This is a genomic window from Paenibacillus sp. FSL M8-0212, from assembly GCF_038004645.1.
Lineage (GTDB): Bacteria > Bacillota > Bacilli > Paenibacillales > Paenibacillaceae > Paenibacillus.
The window spans coordinates 6,339,936-6,359,420 of the sequence record NZ_JBBORP010000001.1; the positions used below are offsets into that span (position 1 = coordinate 6,339,936).

At 43.8% G+C, this 19,485-nt stretch carries 12 protein-coding genes; 3 read left to right on the forward strand and 9 right to left on the reverse strand.

Features of this window, described 5'->3' with window-relative positions:
• Positions 1-184 precede the first annotated feature (184 nt).
• Complete coding sequence (locus tag MKX68_RS27675; RefSeq protein WP_340915525.1) at positions 185-1,105, reverse strand: NAD(P)/FAD-dependent oxidoreductase; 921 nt, start codon at positions 1,103-1,105, stop codon at positions 185-187.
• A 461-nt stretch (positions 1,106-1,566) separates the two neighbouring features.
• Between MKX68_RS27675 and cyoE the strand changes: the two genes are divergently transcribed.
• Entirely contained in the window at positions 1,567-2,496 is a 930-nt protein-coding gene (cyoE, locus tag MKX68_RS27680; protein ID WP_036608378.1) for a heme o synthase, read from the forward strand.
• Positions 2,497-2,610: 114 nt separating this feature from the next.
• Here the strand turns inward: cyoE and MKX68_RS27685 are convergent, their stop codons facing one another.
• The 3 genes from MKX68_RS27685 to MKX68_RS27695 all read right to left on the reverse strand — a co-directional run bounded on the left by MKX68_RS27685 (position 2,611) and on the right by MKX68_RS27695 (position 7,975).
• Positions 2,611-4,380, reverse strand: a complete 1,770-nt coding sequence (locus MKX68_RS27685) for an ABC transporter ATP-binding protein (RefSeq protein WP_340914968.1) — start codon at positions 4,378-4,380, stop codon at positions 2,611-2,613.
• Positions 4,377-6,122, reverse strand: a complete 1,746-nt coding sequence (locus MKX68_RS27690) for an ABC transporter ATP-binding protein (RefSeq protein ID WP_340914970.1) — start codon at positions 6,120-6,122, stop codon at positions 4,377-4,379. Before MKX68_RS27690 ends, MKX68_RS27685 begins: the two co-directional genes overlap by 4 nt.
• Before the next feature lie 617 nt (positions 6,123-6,739).
• Positions 6,740-7,975: an MDR family MFS transporter gene (locus MKX68_RS27695; protein WP_340914972.1), complete on the reverse strand. Its 1,236-nt coding sequence runs from the start codon at positions 7,973-7,975 to the stop codon at positions 6,740-6,742.
• A 145-nt stretch (positions 7,976-8,120) separates the two neighbouring features.
• Here MKX68_RS27695 and MKX68_RS27700 point away from each other — a divergent pair, with 145 nt between their 5' ends.
• Positions 8,121-9,887 carry an ABC transporter substrate-binding protein gene (locus MKX68_RS27700; RefSeq protein ID WP_340914974.1) on the forward strand — a complete coding sequence of 589 codons (1,767 nt, stop codon included), beginning with the start codon at positions 8,121-8,123 and terminating at the stop codon, positions 9,885-9,887.
• Between the two features lie 135 nt (positions 9,888-10,022).
• On the opposite strand, the gene MKX68_RS27705 is transcribed toward MKX68_RS27700, so the two are convergent.
• From MKX68_RS27705 to MKX68_RS27725, 5 genes are all read right to left on the reverse strand, one after another.
• On the reverse strand, positions 10,023-12,650 hold the full coding sequence (locus MKX68_RS27705) for a PAS domain S-box protein (RefSeq protein ID WP_340914976.1): 2,628 nt from the start codon (positions 12,648-12,650) through the stop codon (positions 10,023-10,025).
• A gap of 269 nt (positions 12,651-12,919) precedes the next feature.
• Positions 12,920-15,301 (reverse strand): polyprenyl synthetase family protein, encoded by a 2,382-nt coding sequence (locus tag MKX68_RS27710; RefSeq protein WP_340914978.1) that lies wholly within the window; start codon positions 15,299-15,301, stop codon positions 12,920-12,922.
• 187 nt (positions 15,302-15,488) lie between these two features.
• Positions 15,489-16,286: a sulfite exporter TauE/SafE family protein gene (locus MKX68_RS27715; RefSeq protein WP_340914980.1), complete on the reverse strand. Its 798-nt coding sequence runs from the start codon at positions 16,284-16,286 to the stop codon at positions 15,489-15,491.
• A 498-nt stretch (positions 16,287-16,784) separates the two neighbouring features.
• Entirely contained in the window at positions 16,785-17,540 is a 756-nt protein-coding gene (locus MKX68_RS27720; protein WP_338594414.1) for an SDR family NAD(P)-dependent oxidoreductase, read from the reverse strand.
• 325 nt (positions 17,541-17,865) lie between these two features.
• Positions 17,866-18,336 (reverse strand): DUF6376 family protein, encoded by a 471-nt coding sequence (locus MKX68_RS27725; RefSeq protein ID WP_162158960.1) that lies wholly within the window; start codon positions 18,334-18,336, stop codon positions 17,866-17,868.
• A gap of 140 nt (positions 18,337-18,476) precedes the next feature.
• Between MKX68_RS27725 and MKX68_RS27730 the strand changes: the two genes are divergently transcribed.
• Positions 18,477-19,445 carry a bile acid:sodium symporter family protein gene (locus MKX68_RS27730; protein WP_036608400.1) on the forward strand — a complete coding sequence of 323 codons (969 nt, stop codon included), beginning with the start codon at positions 18,477-18,479 and terminating at the stop codon, positions 19,443-19,445.
• The last annotated feature ends 40 nt before the right edge of the window (positions 19,446-19,485 follow it).

Sequence of the window (19,485 nt, forward strand, 5' to 3'; positions counted from 1 at the left end):
AATATGTATCATTTGATAATACAATAAACCATAATTGATTTAATATCAAATTTTCTTCCGGCTGAATTACTTTCAATTGAACCCTTCAACGTTTAAATTGAATAACAACAAATAGAGGATTGCATATGCAATCCCCTACTGTATGAACCAATGACGTTATGATTCAATGACGTTTTAATTTATTCTAATGATGACTTGGCTCATCCCACTTCTCGAAATTCAATTCATTATTAATGCTTACCGCAGACAATGCCCCCAGAGACGCAGCCGTGATTGCCTGATACATCTCGGAAGCTGCATCACCAGCACTGTATACACCCGATACGGATGTTTTGCCGGAAGCATCAACGATAACCGTTCCCGACTCTGTAATTTCACAACCGATGGCTCTCGGCAGTTCTGATCCAGTGAACAGTTTCGGTTGGAAGAAAACTCCTGTGCAAGGAATCGCTGTTCCGTCATTTAGTACAACTTGCTGTACCATCCCTTCTTCAGAGTTAATGGATTGAATCGGTGCATCGAATACAGTAACATGATGCTGCTTCAGCTCTTCACGGTGCTCATCGGTTAAGGAATCTGATCCATTCGTACAGATCGTATAACGTTCTGTCCAGCCGGATATGACTTTTGCCATATGTAATGCGTTAACTCCACTAACGATGATGACCAGCGCTTGGTCTCTTAACTCCCATCCATCACAATATGGACACACAAACGCACTTTTACCGTAAACTTCTGTTAATCCGTTAATATCCAAGGGAAGGTCTTTCTTACCTACCGCAAACAAAATCTTTTTCGTGCGATAGCTTGCCCCCTGAGTAGTCTTAACTACAAAATCACCGTCGCTACCTGTTATCGCTGTTGCCGTATCGGATGCAAATTGGACTGAGGGATACGCTTCAATCTGTTCTTTGGCAGCTTTCCGGAATTCACGTGGACTTGCCCCATCTCTTGTCACAAACCCATGAGTCTCCCTTGTAACCCAGTTACGTGGTGTCTCATCATCAATGACCACGACGTTCTTACGTGCCCTGCCGAGTACAAGCGCCGCATTAAGCCCCGCTGGTCCTCCACCAATAATAAGTACATCCAAGAGTTGATTCATATTACTCATATTATACACCCTTTCCAGACATTTAATATCTCTAATAAAGTTTTAAAAATAACCTCCGCTTTCTCTTAAAGAAGATAATTCGGAGATTACAAGAACTATTTTAAAAAAGACCATTAAAGATATCTTATATCTACAATAAACAAATCCTAAGCTTTTTGCAACATATATCTTTATCTATCTTTTTCAATCCAGCCTGTGTGAGTTGAACAAAAGAACATTTACACTTACACTATAATGACAGAACAAACTTCACATCGCTGTTATCTCCGGATTTTTCGATTCTCTCCTGTAACACAGAAATAATTATTTAACAATTAAAAACAACCTTGTTTTTAAATTGTTCACAATCAAATGACATTATTTTAAATACTAAAACGTTAATTAAATCACATAGTGTATTGAATGGTATAATAGCGACATAATATATAAGTATAGATATAGGAAGTGAGTTCTTGAAAACATTGAATAATGGTTCACAGACCAATATCAGCCTGGAGTATAGCTCGATTCCGAAAGTTTTCTTCGATACAATCAAAATCGGAATCATCAAGTCCAACCTGATCGCCATGTTTGCGGGTTTAAGTTTGGCTTTATATGTATTTGATGCTTCAATCTTAGCTAATATTGTACCAATCATCCTTTCCTTTATTGGATCTTCTCTCATTATTGGAGCTGCAGGGGTGTTTAACAACTTGTATGATCGTGATATCGATGCGATCATGGAACGTACGAAGAAACGTCCTACCGTTACGGGACGCGTAGATACCAAGTCGGGTCTGATTCTCGGTATTGCAATCACCATCATCGGGGGCATCATGTTGTACATCGCTTCCCCATCCGCTGCTGTATTCGGTATTTTGGGTCTGTTGCTGTATGTGTTCCCTTACACGATGTGGACCAAACGTACAACGATCTACAACACGGAAGTGGGAAGTCTTTCGGGTGCTGTGCCTCCGCTCATCGGTTGGGCAGCCATTTCACCGGAACTGGGTCATTTCGAGATCTGGGCATTGGTTGTTACGATGCTCTTATGGCAAATGCCTCACTTTTACGGGATTGCGATTCGTCGTTTTGACGAATACAAAGCTGCTGGTGTTCCCATGCTACCCGTTGTTAAAGGCATCAGACGAACATACATTCAGACCAATGTGTATCTGGTACTGTTACTGATCTCCAGCTTTTTATTCTGGCCAATGAGTCCATTTGTCGCTATTGTGGCATTTCTGGTTAGCTTGGCTTGGCTCATTCTTAGTGTGGCTACCTTTGATAAGAAAGAAACAGAGAAATGGTCCAAACGGATGTTTATCTTCTCCATTAACCATATCACTATTATCTTCCTGGTCATCATTGCGTATTCCTTGATTGCTCAAATGATGAGATAAAAATATTCCATCTTTCCACTCGTTATAACGATAAAAGCCTTACAGACTGTACTCTTGCAAGGAGTCGCCTGTAAGGCTTTTTTTGCTTTTTATTATCTTTTCAAAATTGTAAAGCTATCCAACTTTGGCGGGGGTTTGCTCCCCTTGCCACAGCAGCTGCATCTCTTCATTGGTGGCAAGCAGTTCGGCCAAGCTTCCCTCGGCTTCAATGCGTCCATCTTTCATAACAATAATATGATCTGCTTTGGAAAGTGCTGCCCTGCGGTGAGAAACTGCAATGCAGGTGACATCCGGCTCTTGGAACAGCCCTTCCCATACTTGTTGTTCTGTCTCCACATCCAGTGCACTGGACAGGTCATCAAAGATAAACAGGTCCGCCTCCGTCATTAACATGCGTCCTGTGGCCGCGCGCTGAATCTGCCCGCCTGACAGCATCACCCCTCTTGGACCAACCGGGGTCTCAAGCCCCTGATCCAGATGTTTGATATCCTTCTCCATCACAGCCAGACGAATGGCTTTTTCCAGCGCTTGCTCGGTGTTACCCTGTTTGCCCTGGACGATATTTTCTTTCAACGTATCACTAAAAAGTCTTGGTACTTGCGGGGTATACGCGGCTCTAGGCGGCATCAGGAACGTGGCTGGATCAACAGCTGCTCCATTCCAGTGAATGTCCCCTTTTTGTTTGGGTAACAGTCCAAGAAGTGTGCGTACAAGCGTTGATTTACCTGATCCGATCCGTCCTGTAATCACAAGAAATTGTCCACGTTTCAGACGGAAACTGATCTCTTCTATGCCATTTGCAGAATTCGGATATTGATAAGTCAGCTTATTCACCTCAAGAGATTGCAACTTCTCTTTAGGGTCCCTCTGTTCACTTACAAGCTCCGGCGGATCTTCATACAGATAGATTTCCCTTGAATCCATGATCTGGTCTTCTTCCCCTGGGCGGAATAGCTTACGCATACGATCATAGGATACCTTGAGCCTTTTGTGCTGAAACACCATATAACCAAACAGTGAAATGCTAAATCCGATATTGGCAAGATAACTTGTGAATAAGGCAAAATCACCTACGGTAAAGTTCCCTGCTTTCATCTCAGCTGCACACATCAGTAGAATCAGTCCGGTACAGATACTTAGAACATGCTGATTCATTGATCTCATCCACTGCTTGAACAGATTGTCTCGAAGTGCAGCCTGACGACGATCTTCATTCAACTGGTTGAAACGTGAAGAGACATTCTCTTCGGCCTGACCCAGTTTCAGGGCTTGCACTGCTCCAAACGTTTCCGCAATAAAACTGGTAATTCGCCCAGTCGCTTCACGATTAACCTGTGCATACTTCCGAGCCCGATTTCCGGACAGGTTGTTAAGTAAGGTAACGACCACCAATGGCAGCACGGCAACCAATGTGATCTGCCAATTAATGTTCGCCATAATGACGATGGATACAACGGCAAATACGAGCCGTCCCCAGAAATCTACCCATGATTCTACATACTCGACGACTTCATCCACATCATCCCGAAAGCGACTCATCGCTTCCCCTGGTGAAGCCGGAAGATTACGTCCCGGCCAGCGCATGATCGCTGCGAGCATGTTGGTTCGCAAAATCGCCTGAACATGATACAGATACGTAACCCATGCATAGAAGGCTACAAAAAATGTGCCCACCCGTGCCATTCGGACCAAAGCAATGAAGATGAGCGGCACAACAAGCCACATGTAGTCATTTGACCCCACTGTTGTGCGATCAAAAAACCATTGCATTCCAATACCAATGGCTAGCGGCAAGGAATGAAATATACACCATAACAATCCGTTGATTACAAATAACAAAGGCCTGAATCGAAACAAACGGCCTATAAATCCTGCTACAGTCATGCCAATTCCTCCTCTCGACCTGTAATGAGCAGTCTGGCATAATGAGATGCCGGGTTACTGGCAAGTTCTTCTCTCGCTCCAAATTCCAGTACCTTTCCATCCCCGAGCACCATAATCCGGTCAACTTTCTCCAGCGTAGCCAGTCGGTGAGCAATAATGACTCCGGTGGATTTTTTCATTAACTGGTCAATTGCAGATTGCAGCATACCTTCGGTCGCAGCATCGAGACGTGACGAAGGCTCATCCAGAATAACCAGACTCGGTTCGGTCAGAAATACGCGGGTTAAGGCAAATAACTGTGCTTCCCCTGCTGACAATGAAGCTCCACCTGCTGCCAGATACGTATTGAGTCCTTCTGGTTGTGAATTAATCCATTGGCTAAGTCCAAGCCGATCCGTCGTCTCCTTGATCATCTGATCCGATACATCTCCATTGAACAGGGTCAGATTATCACGCAGCGTGCCATCAAACAGCTGCACATCCTGTGTCACCATGCCTACCCGGCGATAGAGGGCTTGTAAAGAGAGCTTTGTGATATCCGTTCCACCTACACGGATCGTGCCCCGATCCAGATTGTACAGGCGGAGAAGAACACGACTAAGACTCGATTTGCCGCTACCTGTGCGACCGATGATTCCCAGACGTTCACCAGGTTTAATAGCAAAAGTAATGTCCTGCAATACCGGTTTATCCTGGTTATAACTGAAATGTACCTGACTGAATTCCAATCCAAGCGGTCCTTCCGGCAATTGCTCCTCTGTACCCTCTTGAATCACACTCTGCATGGACAACAGCTCTCTGGAGCGCAGCATGCCTGATTTTGCTTTTTGGAACTCCTGCACCTGATCTCCAAGCATCTCAATCGGATCATTCAGCATCTGCGTATATTGGTAGATCAAAAATAATGTTCCGATACTAATTAGACCTTCCATATAATAATGCACACCCAGCAAAAGCACCGCAGTGACCGCCAGAGCGAACAGAACTACCGTGGTATTCCACGGAATAACCCGTAGCAGCCAGGCTTTTCTCCCCTTAAGGAATACCGTGCGCATCGTGCGGTAAAAGCGGTTCATCACATACGGCACATGACCATTCGCTTGCACATCTTCAATCCCGGCAATGCGTTCTTCAATTAATCCGAACAGAGAGGCACTTGCCGCCCGTTCATTTTTGGAAGAGTCCACGCCCAGATTTCGGATGAAGACCATGAACAGGATCGATAATAATGTGAACACGGTCATAACCAAAGCAATAGGCACATTGACACTGAACATGAACCCGAGAATTCCGGCCAGCAGTACAAAACTCCCGATCACTTGCACAATGAACATCGCGAAAAAATTGGAGATACTCGTTACGTCACCATCTACACGTTCAATCATCTCTCCAGGTGTTTTCACATTATGAAAACGCATATCAAGACGCAGGCAGTGCTTCAGCAGATCTCCGCGCAGTTGATTCGTGGCCCGCCAGGCCACATCATTCCCCAAATAACTTACCGCTACCGTGATGAGTTGATTAAACACGGCAACAACCAGAAATATTCCTGCGAGTTGAACAAGATTGGTGAGGACTCCCCCACTTGCTGCTGTATCGATAAATCGTTTGATGATCTGTGGATTCAAGAGCTGAAGCCCCGTTGATGTGAGCAACATGATTAAAAGTAAGGCCAGCCGTCCTTTGACTGGTTTTAGATAGCGCAGCAGCCATGACATGGAGCTTTTCTCTGTTTTGGGCACAGGTCCCACCTCTTTATTGGTTTATTTATATAAAGTGAACTAAAGAACTTTACACTGTAACTACGATGACAGAATAACCTTTTGGTCGCTGTTATCCCCACTAGGATGAGTCATACATAATGACATTAAAATCGGGATTTCTCGCCCATAATTGATATGTAGAACGTAAGTTGACCATTGTACACTCTCCTTTTTAACAAGTTAGTTTTTTATAAAATAACGCTCCAAACTCTCCTTTCCATGTGAACGGATTGGTGGAATGCATGCAAAAAAGCCATAGATGAACTAATGTTCATCTACAGCTTGTAACCAAAAGAGACCGGATGAAATGCAAAGCATTTCCCGTATCTCCTCTGCATCGCAATAATGATGAGCGTCCACGACAGGGGTGCACAAACATGACTGTCCCAACGCGATCATTGCAAAATAATTGGATTAATGTCACTATGCTCATGCGTATTCAGTTATCGATTCGAAATCTGTATAGGCATAAACATAATCATCTTCCCACCCGTTTCACATATTTGTTGTTTATTGTATGCGCTGGAATAACATCCGTCAAGATAATTTTAACTGAATTGTTATTTAATTCATGTCATTAATCTTTTCAACTTCCGCTACATACTTAATGATGTGGATTCGGCTTGCTTCTCTCTAACAACAAGACGTCTATGTGCGATCAGAAGAAAAGGTACTCCCAGTGCAGTCGTCAGCGCAATAGGTACAAAAACGGCCAGCCCATTCTCCGCTCCAAATTGACTTAACAATACCCCTCCCATTACAGGAGCAATGACACTACCAATATTATTAAAGCCGATAGTTCCGAAATACGTCCCTTTCCATTCCGGCTTTGCAATCCGGTCGATGAGCATATCCATCATCGTGAACAACAATACTTCCCCAATGGTAAATAGTATGACACTCATCATCATTATGAGTACACCTTCAGCGATTCCAACCATCATCAGACTGGTTGCAACCAGCAGGTTACCCACAATCAGAGGAACAAGCGGTGGGAAGTTTCGGAAGGTTCGCACAAGAGGATACTGAATAATCAGTACCGTCACGGCATTCAGGGACAGCATGTACGAGAACATCTGGCTTCCATTTTCAAAGATCGGGCTCCTCGCCAAGTACTGTGCCAACGTAGAACTAAAGTGCCCATAACCCAGAACACAAAATGTGGTACCGATTAATACTGGCAAAAACACCCGGTCGCGGCCGGTGGTCATAAGTGCTTCACGCAAACGTGGTGCGGTTGCCTGATGACGCTCTGGCAGATTGGCATGCTGTAGCTTGAATTGTAGAAATAATACAAGTCCATAGGCTATGTATACCAAGCCGGAAATCATAAACGGAAACGTTGATTCAGATGATCCCAGCTGAAATCCGATAATTGGCCCAAAGACCACACCGAGATTAATTGCAGCATATCTGAGGTTGAACACCAGCAATTTGTTCTCTGGAGAAGTAATATCCGATAACAGTGCTCTGGAGGTGGGCTCAAATACTGCGCGGCATAATCCGTTTAACGTATTGGCAACAAAGAACACCCATAGATGCTCTGCTGCTGAAAAAATAAAAAACACACCTGCCCAACTAAATACCGAGATTAACATCACGATTTTGCGCCCGATCCGGTCCGAAATATAACCTCCATAAAAGCTGACCATTACACCTGCCAGCGAACTAACTGCCACAGTAATACCGGTCTGGGTCGGTGTAGCTTCTAGTACACGTGTCAGATAGATGGATAGAAACGGGATACTCATTGACGTCACAAGACGTCCAAACATGGTTCCGATAATGATCGTCCATGCCAAGGGGTGAATTTGCCTTAAATATTGCTTCATGCGAACTTCTCCTATTCTTTACAAATGCTTCAAAAGCGGACTTTTTGAACTACCTCTTCTAATGTATAATTGTAAGGATAAAAGGGGGAAAGAAAAGTGTAAACATATGATCACACTTTTCACCTTTAATAGAGGAGTCATGACCATGGATACCCTACATACACACTTTATAAGGCTCGCCGGGGCCGAACAACTTTCATTTAAGCTCCATGAACCTGTAGCTGTAACCATTGATAGCTTGTCCGCTGCCCTGTGCTGCACCCCTCGTAATGTGAAATTCATTCTCAGAAAATTGGAAGAACTGGGCTTCATCCATTGGCAACCGGGACGTGGTCGTGGACATCATTCGAAGCTAACGATGCTGCGCAGCATGAATGAGGCGCTGGAAGCGAGTTTTACCGAACTTTTGGGTAAAGGCAAAATGAAAGACGCCATTGAACTCATCGGAAACGTTCAGATGCATGATTCACTGCGAGAACAGCTCATGCTCTCCCTCCATCAACAGATGGGATTTCACAGCCACGATGAAACTTCCTCAGGTCAGGATATCTTGCGCATCATGAGGTCACGCCAGTTAGGTGATCTGGACCCGGCCTTTGTTTATACTGCATTTGAAACCTATCTGCTGAGCCAGGTCTGTAATACATTAATCACTTATGATGCCAAGACAGAATCTTTCCTGCCAGCACTGGCTCACATGTGGGAGTGCAGCGAGGATCATCGCCTATGGACCTTCTATCTCCGAAAAGGTGTACGTTTCCACAACGGACGTGTCATGATGTCCCGGGATGTTCAAGCGACGTTACAACGATTGATTGATGTGCATAGTCCGTCCATCTGGTTGTATCGGGATATTGAACGTGCGGAAGTAGCTGGTGATTACTGCATCAAGTTTGTTCTACATCGTCCTAATCGGTTCTTCTTGCATCTGTTCAGTTGTATTCGGATGACGATCCTGCCCTACGATTACAATGTAGCCAATACCTTAATTGGTACCGGTCCTTTTCAGATCTCTGAGCTGAATGAAGATGTGCTGGAGCTTACCGCTTTTGATGCGTACTACGGAATCAGGCCACATCTGGATCAAGTCCATTTCTGGTTTGTGCCTGACCTGAGTCCGAATGATCGCTATTATGAGCTACCGGGTACAGATCGATTGAGTGTCACAACAGGCTGTGATCAGACGAACAGTATCAATTACCCGGCGCTTGGTTGTCAGTATATGCTGTTCAATTTTCACAAGGAAGGCATCCATCATCATCCCCTATTTCGACATGCTCTGCGTATCGTCTATGATTCGGTCGCGCTTGTCCGAGATCTCGGTGGGAATCGGATCACACCAGCCAGCAGCTTTCTGCCCTGGAGAAGTGCAGCCCAAGACTGGTCCGCTGCCTCTCTTGAGCATGCTCTTGAACTGCTGCATAACTGTGGGTACCAGGGTGAGACGGTAACATTATCGTATAAGCATAATAAGGATACAGATGTTGCAGAGTGGTTTCAGTGCCGTGCAGCGTCCATCGGTCTGAACATCAGCATGCAAGCCGTTGTGGATTATTTCAACTCAGAGGAAACCACGAACGCACAATTGATCCTCGCTGAAGAGATACTGGAGGAAGATTGGCAGTACGGCATGATTCATTTTTTCAAAAACCTGTCCAACCATTTTCATATGTGTATGTCTCCTGCATTCCAGTCTCTACTGGATGACAAACTGGATCATTTCGCTAAGCTTCATCGGGCAGAACGTACTGCGCTCCTGGATGAAGCTGAAGCCTTGCTACGTGATCACTGCTGGATCTTGCATGGCTGTCACATGAACAAGCAGGCTGAACTGGATCAGAGCATCTTCGGTATGCAGACAGCGGAATTCGGATATATGGACATCTCGAAATTATGGATCAAAAATCCTTAGGGATTTGTGCACAGTCGCATCTGCGGCATACAGGAGTGGACCACGTAATGGAACAGCAAAAAAGCCGGTAGCCTATTGACGATAAGCTAGCGGCTCTATTGCCGATCCATTTTTAGTGCAATCAGAGATTAATATTTAGAGATTATTTTTGATGTAATAGGTCTCCAACACTTGCATAATGGACTCAATTTTAATCGGTTTGCTGACATACGCATCCATGCCTGCCTTCAAACATTTATCCATGTCTCCTCTTAACGCATTTGCAGTTACCGCAATAATGTATGGACAACTCTCGGGGTGCAAAGAATTTTTAATCACTTTTGTCGCTTCGAAGCCATTCAGTCTTGGCATATGCACATCCATGAAGACAATATCATACGAATTGTGTTTGACCGCTTCGACTGCCTCAACACCGTCTGCCACATGATCCACAAAGTGCCCTTTTTTCTCAACGATTCTGCTAAGGACGAGCTGATTCACCTCATTGTCTTCTGCGATTAAAATTCGCAAGGCTGATGTTCTGCTCTTCTTCTGCAGTTGATCCAACCTGTTGTTTTCTTCACCGTTATTTAATTTAAATCGGGCGGTAAATATAAATATTGTACCCGGTTCATCCGATTCCTCAATCCAGATCTCGCCCTGCATAAGCTCCACCAGTTTCTTGCTAATGGCAAGGCCAAGACCGGTCCCTTGGGGTTTGCGGGTCATAAAATTGTCCAGTTGGTAGAAAGGTTCAAATAATTGTTGTTTCCTCTGAGCCGGAATGCCAATGCCCGAATCCTTTACCTGAAAATAAAGCTGCACGTTATTGCTGCACTGCTCCTTAACTCCCACTTTAACTTCCACGCCGCCTTCTAAAGTGAATTTGACCGCGTTGCCGATGATATTGGTAAGTACCTGTTTAAGTCGATAAGCATCACCATACACCGGAGTTGGAATAGCATCTTCTATGCACATACGAACATCCAGCTTTTTTTCACGAGCCAGTGGTTTTACAATTTGCACTGTCTCGGTCACGATCTCTACGAGATCAAAAGGATCTTCAACCAGATCAGTTTTGCCTGATTCGATTTTGGAAAAATCAAGAATATCATTAATGATGGCAAGCAAGGAATCTCCACTCTTCTGGATGATTTCGATATATTCCTTTTGTTCCCCGCTAAGTCCAGGGGTATCCAGGAGCAAATCGGTCATCCCAATTACACCGTTCATGGGTGTACGGATTTCATGACTCATCATCGCCAAAAATTCACTTTTGGCCTTATTCATTCTCTCCGCCGTTTCTTTGGCTACAAGTAGTTTTTTCTGCTCCGTAATATCCTTCGCAATCAGGTAAAACCCGACATTGGATTGGTTAACAATAATTGGAGCAAGCGTAGCCAAGACTTCTGTCTCAGATCCATCCGTGTGCCGAACAGCGTTGATCTCCTTTTCAGCCATCTCATAATTACTGCCCAGAATCAGACCCAGATTACTGGCTCCGATAAATCTGCTTATACTTGTGTCGATCATTTCAGCCACGGGACAGCCCGTCATTTTCACCGCTACTGGATTTGCATTCATAATATTACCATCCATGTTAAACGAGATAATGGCGTCATGATTGTATTTCTTAAGCGAAGTGTATCGCTCCACAGATTCCTGCAATTTAAATTCGATGCGTTTTCGTTCAGTGATATCCTGTAGTGTTCCGTTTAGCTGGATTGGCTGACGATTCTCATCGAGTGTAATCAATCCGCGCAAGTGAAGATACTTCTCATTTCCATCAGAACTGATGTGTTTGTATTCAAAATCAAGCGGTTCACCCTGTTTTACCCCTGTAATATGTTTTTGTATAGAGGCTATATCTTCGGAATTCATAACATCAAAAACATCACTTATACGATATGGTTTGCAGGTGCGTTCAAGTTCAAAAATCTCAAAGATCTGATCTGAAAATGTAATATGGTCTTTGACCATATCCCATTCCCAACTACCAATTAAGGCAATCCGTTCAGCCTCAGCACTGATATCCTCTTGTTTTTTTCGCTCTGATATATCTCGTCCAATCGTAAGAATCTGTTGTTCATGCTCCGCATCACCAAAGACCTTGTATGTGGTTTCAAACCAAAGATAATGCCCATCTTTGTGGCGGACTCTAATATTCAACAGATTACCTTTAGTCAAATCCATCTGTGAGATCCGTTCCAGATCTTGTGGGTGAAAGGAAGCATTATTGTTTCGGCCGATGACTTCTTCCGGGGAATAACCCAATATTTGTTGGACTGACGGTGAGCAGAACCGACAAACGCCCTCTAAATCAGCAATATAAATGATCTCCTGAGCATGGTCCGTAATAAGTTTGAAAACTTCTTCACTATGCAGAAGTTTTTGTTCAGACAGTTTACGATTGGAAATATCAACAATATGGCAAACGGAATAAAGAGGTTCATCCGTAATTTCGCTTCGAACCAAGGAAACATGTATTGAACACCATAAGATGTCACCATTTTTATTAATGTAACGTTTTTCGTATTGATTTTCTTTTGATTTACCTTCAAATAGCTCATAACTACAGATCATATCTTGTGACGAATCATCCGGATGTGTAATATCCTGATACGTGAGATCCATTAGTTCATCACTTGTATAACCTAGCATACAGCAAAAAGCAGGGTTCACTTTCATCCATTGCCCTGTTGGAGCAACGAGTGCAATCCCAATAGGCGCTTGATTATAGATCTGCTCGAACAATTCATGATGATCGACCTTTTGAACCTGCATTGTAAGTTCTCCTTTTGGCATAGACTCCATGTATACTTTGTCGAAATCTAAAGTTTTTACTGATATAAGATGTTCTATAAAAATTAGTCAGTTTTGAAACAACAGTACCTGCTTAATACCCAGAATTTCAGCTGTTGAAACAAATCTTTTTAAGAGATTTGTGTCTTTAAAACCAAACAAGGCCTGGAATCCATTCATATGGAGTCCTGACCTTTGTCGTTATATATCATAATAAGTCATATGCATCATGGAATCATTAGAAAAATGGGTTAGCGCTCGCGACCAATAAGATAATCCAATAAATGTCTCAAAAATGGAATAGGTTTCGGCATCTCGTTCAATGCATCTGTAGCAAGACAATAATGCTCCCACATCGCTTTCTTCGCGCCTTCATCACCAAGAATAGACACAAAGGTTGAATTGTTGTTCCGCTCATCCTGACCTGCAGGTTTCCCAAGAATGAGGTAATTTCCCTCGAAATCCAGCAAGTCGTCTTTGATCTGGAAGGCGATACCTGCATGATAAGCGAACTTTTTCAGCATAGCCATCTCCGGTTCCTTCACTTGGGCAAGTATGGCTGGCATGACCAGTGCAGCTTCGAAGGCAATGCCTGTTTTGTAAAAACAGATCATGTTCAACTGTTCAAGTGTTAATACCTTGCCTTTGGAGTTCAGATCCATGGCCTGCCCCATACACATATCCTCTGCTTTTTCAGCCGAATACTGAATGAGCGTGAGCACGGTTGCCGCATCAAAGCGATTCAATGAAGATTGTTCTCCAATCGCCTTCTGAATGAGAAACAGACCGGTAAGCTCTGCTGTGGCGCTATTGTGTACCTGGTGCAGCGTGGAACGTCCACGTCTTGTCGAAGCATTATCCTGCGTAGGCAGATCATCAAAGATCAAGGAAGCGGTATGCATGTACTCCAATGATCTTAGCAGCGGAACGATGGATGATTCAGGTAGACCATACTCGCGCACACCCATAACCCAAGTTAATATGGGGCGTAGCCTCTTTCCGTCTCCCTGCAAACTATAATTGGCTGCATCGATTAACGTTTCTTTCATCTCATGCAGTCCACCGGGCTTCGCAATCTGCAACTCCACATTAATCTGTTCGCGAACCGTTCGAATGGTCTGTTTAAACTCCTCTTTTTCCTGCTTGTCATTTTTCAATTGAAGCACAACCTGATCCCGTAATAATTTATCAAGGAAATCAACGTCATCTGCTTTTCGCACCATCTGTTGAACCAGTTGATTGAATTCAGGCTGCCCAGAGGCAAAGATCGTCATCACTTCATCATATTTTTGCTGCCCCAACCGTTCTTTACAACGCTTCAGACCGTTGATCGCACGATCCAGTATGACCTCGCGGGTCTTGGCATCCGAGTTATATACATCATGGATTAGATGAGAGATGACTGCCCAATACAATTCATATGGATTAATCAAGTCGGGACGCAGGTCACGGTACTTCAAATAGTACGTATACGGAGTTACTGCCCCTTCTTCCATATCGTCAAACATATCGGCAAAATCATCAGCCAGCTGATTATATATCCCGTAATAGAACGTCCGCAGATCAAATCCTTCATCCACCGGTGCACTGAGAACAGACCGGACGATTAATCGGGAAGAGGAAGATTTAATAATAATCGGAATGTACAATTCTTCATTGGTATAATTCGCATTGGCTAATTTCTTGTTGCGATCGATCTCCTGAGACTGAAAGAACACATAGGATTGCTCTAAAAACGTGCGCTGTTTCTCTGGATGCTGGTAGTTCTTGATGTACTCAAATGCTTCCCGAAGCTCGGAATGTACATATTCAATCACTTCAAGGTTGCTGCCTTTCCACTCCCCCAGATCAGGTACGATCCCGGTAAGAAGTGCATCACGTATCATCAGGGAATATTGTTCTTTTTCCTGAACAGTCAAAGCCTGTGAATCCAGCAAGTCATCCACAAATGGATACGTCAAACCGTACGAATAACCCAGTCGAATCGCCGCATCAAACCTCCGCGCACGCTCTTCAGGTGGTGTCTGCTCATTCATCTCATCGTCCACATGAAGGACCACGCCGAGAATGATCTTGATGAGCTTCCGCTGCGCCTGCTCTGCATCCAGCTCCTTCGGGATGTTGGATGCTACATTCTTTAATTTGTTCATCACCCAGATGACAGCCGTTTCAATGTGCTCCTTCTGTCCCCACCGGTACAACGCAGCCAGACTGATATAATCAGGTTGCCCTTTTCGCCCAGCAGCTGAGCCCATAAAGTATTTTTTGGTATTCTGGACAACGTTCTGAATTCGGGCCTGCGTACCCGAAGAATCAAGGGCTTGCCCGAGATCCCGCATATAAATATAGGAGATACTCCGATCCAGGTAATCATCCAGTTTTCCTGTCGTATTCAGCCAGTGGATATATCTATGAACATCCCGGGGATCCGGTTTTCTTTTGCTAGGTGATAAAAGAGAAAGCCAAGCAAAACGATGAATATGTTTCTTTTGCCATACATGAATATCTTGGGTAAGTGCTGTTGTATACGTATTATCCATAAGTTGCTGCCTAAGAGAAGTAAAATACTGAGATGCTTTCTGCTCAGCTAGCCGATATCCTGCATCAGCCTGTTCTGTAAGTACGTTATTCATAGGGTGGATACCTCAACTTCTATTAATGTTAAACATGTATCCATGAAAGGAGATGAGGTGCTCCATGGACGAAAACTGAACTCATTTGATCGTGTATCCAACGCTTCAGCTCATGTTCATAACCTATATACGGCGATTCAACCGTTTGGTTACGAAATCGTCATTGTTCATTCCCATATACGTGATTTTACAGAATGGATGACCAGACTTTGACCGCTGTGATGGCGATAAGTACGATTAATGCATATCGAAGTACCCTCACATTGATCATCGAACTAACCCTTGAACCAAGGGATGCGCCTAGCAGACTTCCGATCACCGTGTATATAATGGGTTCTAGCGGAATGTCCCCGCCCGCAATTTTACCTATAACGCCGCCAATGGCGGAGATAAATACAATTGCCAGTGAAGAAGCAATCGTCGTTCGTACGGGGATGTTGAGAATTGTCAGCATGATGGGAATAAGGATAAAGGCACCACCCGCACCAACAATTCCTGATACAATACCTACTGCAAAAGCAGTGCCTGCTGCAATCCATCGGTTAAACACCAAAGGAGCTGAGGTATCAAGCTTTCCCTTTCCGGGAATCAGCATGAGAACAATTGCTATGATCGCCAGAATGCCATAGATCAGATTAATAACTGTTCCGTCCAGATGACCGGATATGAAGCCGCCGATCAGACTGCCAGCAAGAATGCTGGAGCCCATGTACAACACCAATCCGCGGTGAACGATCGCCCCACCACTTCTACCCGTTTTTACTTTTCTGCGGAATGCAATCACACCGGCAAGTGAAGCGAAAAACACTTGAAACATACTAATCGAAGATACCTGATGTGCTGAGAATGGCTCCAGTCCCATCCAGGATGGAACATATAACAGTAGCGGATAATTGATAATGGCCCCACCAATACCCAACAAACCGGAGAAGAATGAACCGACCAGACCCAGTATAAACATGATGATAAAAAGCAGAAGATCCATCGGTTATGCGCTTCCTTTCGTGCAATATAAATCTCATCTCGATACCACTCAAAAGTGCTATACAAGGTGAATATAATCCGTTATAATAAAAACCAAGTAAATTAATCCGAAATGAGTGATTAAGCATGTTTAACGTGTTGAAGACTCTTTTTGAAAATAAATGTCCACAGTGCAACGAAAAATTACAAGTTCATAACGATGCGTTGTGCTCGACCAAAACTTGTTCTCAATGTCATTACAAAGAAGAGAGTTATGGCTCTCTCGGCGTTCGAATTGTCTATGACACCACAAAATGATAAAAAGCTATAACCTTGTTAATTGTATCACGATCTCTGAAATTTCGGGATGATTCGACAAACTTATTTCCGTCTTATATGCCACAATTACTTTATAATGAAAATACAAAAACGGTGCAAAACGAATAAATCGTTCTGCACCGTTTTTTTCTGTTTTTTGAGATGAGTTGCCTTCATCTTAAAAGGGTTGCTTACTTTATTTTTATTTGGTTTTGAAGCTGAGGAATCCATCATCTACGGCTACGGTTGTCCCGTTCACTGCACTTGCTGCATCACTGAACAGGAATGTAACCACACTGGCTACTTTCTCCGGTTGAATAAGCTCTCCACGCATATGTTGAGTAGCAAGCGCATCCTTCATGGCTTTGTCATCACCCAGAATCGGTGTTTCAATAAAGCCAGGTGCTACACCAACTACACGAATTCCATGCTCAGCAAGTTCCAGTGCACCGGATTTGGACATCATGACAACAGCAGCTTTGGCTGCATTGTAGTTGAAGCTGCCTACTGCAGCAACACTTCCATAGATCGAAGCGGTATTAACAATGGTGCCTTGTACATTTAATTCAACCATTTTTTTCGCGCCATAATACATGCCATAATATACACTGTGCTGATCTACATCAATGACTCTGTGATAGGATTCCGGGTCCATCTCCAGAAATGGTTTCACAAGTCCAATGCCTGCGTTATTGAAAATACCGCTTAACGTACCATATTGCTCTACGGTCCAGTCGATCAGGGCTTTGATCTCGTCCCCTTTGGATACATCCACTTTGTATGCGCCCGCTGTTCCGCCTGCTGCTTCAATCTCTGCCGCAATCTTCTTCGCTCCGTCTTCGTTATAGTCAGCGACAACAATAGTCGCACCTTGATCCGAAAGTTGAAGTGCTGTTTCTTTACCAATACCACTAGCTCCACCTGTAATGATGATTACTTTTCCATTGTGCTCCGTCATGACTCAGTTCTCCTTTGGCAAAATAGTTTTAGTTGCAGTTATATACTTATAGTAAGTAACTATATTTTATTAACTTATAAATTCATCATACGCCTCTGTCACAACCTTGTCAAACCATAGATCATCTTCACATTAATTAAGAGATAAATGTCATATACATCTCCTATTTACATGATATAGTCTAGCTCCTGTAATATTAAATATGCATGAGTTTTCGGAAAATAAAAAAAGCGAGCATAACGGTAATTCAATCATTCCGATATCTCGCCCTTCTCAAGTATTCGATTACAAACTGATTGTCTTAAGGTGCTAAGATCAATTCAACTTATTCACCCTGAAGTCCGCTTAGCGGATCTTTCAAATTATTGATGTTCGTGATCAGTTCAGGAATGCCTGTCTTCTCCCAATTTTCTGCCGTAAAACCTTGCTCTGCAATTGTATTCTCGAAATTGCCCACGACTTCCGTTAATTGAGTATTGTAACTAACCAGATTCTCATGAATGCTCTCTCCTATTGCAGGAGCAGTCAACTGAGAAAATTCACTTGCTTCTGCTTGGATCAGATCGATTTTCTCCTGAATCTGCGTTGTAATCTCCGGATTATTCACCGCACTCGATGCGAGCTCTTGCAGATCAGCCCCGGCGTTTGATACCTGTTCTATATAATCAGTAGCCCCACTCACATAATTTAGACTTTGATTGGCTTGTTCCACGACAGAACAGGCTGAAATCAGCAGAATACTTGATGCAATAAGGCCTGTCATCATTAACGTGTGCTTTCTTTTTCTTATGAACATGATCATCTCCCCTTCTCTAATCGGAATCCTTGTTCCAAGTCCATGATACCTGTTCAGACTGCTTCTTTGCAAATGGGTCTGCAGCCAACGTTATTAAGATGTATAATAGTAAAATCACACGGTAAAGGGATGTCATGATTATGCTTCAAGCCTTGAACCAACGCTTGAACCGCATCATGCCACTGATTACCCCAATCAGCATTATTGTTGGCGTGTTATGCGGGAGTTTTCTTTCTTCTTATACCTTTTTATCCCCTTGGCTTTTTGCATTCATGACGTTCGCTGGAAGTATCAGTCTTGGGATACGGGATTTTGTGAACGTGCTGAAGAAGCCGTTTCCCCTGTTTGTATGTCTGTTTATTTTGCATTTGGCGATGCCTCTAATTGCACTCGGTATGGGCCATCTGGTCTTCCCTACAGATGCGTACACCATAACGGGCCTTGTTCTGGCAGCCGTAATTCCAACAGGAATAAGCAGCTTCATCTGGGTCAGCATCTATCGGGGCAATATTGCACTTACGCTATCTATCATCCTGATTGATACCATGCTTGCGCCTTTCGTTGTACCCGGAGTGTTATCTCTGTTAATCGGCACCAGTGTCACATTGGATACGGCAGCCATGATGAGCAGTCTGTTCTGGATGATTGTTGTGCCATCGCTGGTGGGTATGCTTCTGAATGAGTGGACCAAAGGCGCCATTGTCCCGGTCTGGGGACCGAGATTGAATCCGCTATCCAAATTGTTTATGGCATCAGTTGTTGCGATTAACGGATCTGTCGTTGCGCCCTACTTGGCCGATTTCAACTGGAAGCTCGCTGGACTTGCCGTCATCATTATTTTTCTGGCATCATTCGGTTATGCGCTAAGTTACTTCATCGCCCGATTGCTGGGCTGGAATGAGGCCGATCAGGTCGCTCTGGTGTTCAATGGAGGTATGCGTAATATCAGTGCTGGCGCAGTACTGGCTGTTTCTTATTTTCCGCCACCTGTTGCTGTCCCGGTCGTGCTAGGCATGGTATTCCAGCAGATGCTTGCTTCATTAACAGGTTATCTGCTCGGTCGTCGCTCTCAGCTTCTGCAAAAGTCGGATAAGACATCTGCCGCTTAACAAAATATTGGAATGTTAAAAACGCCGACATATTAGTCGG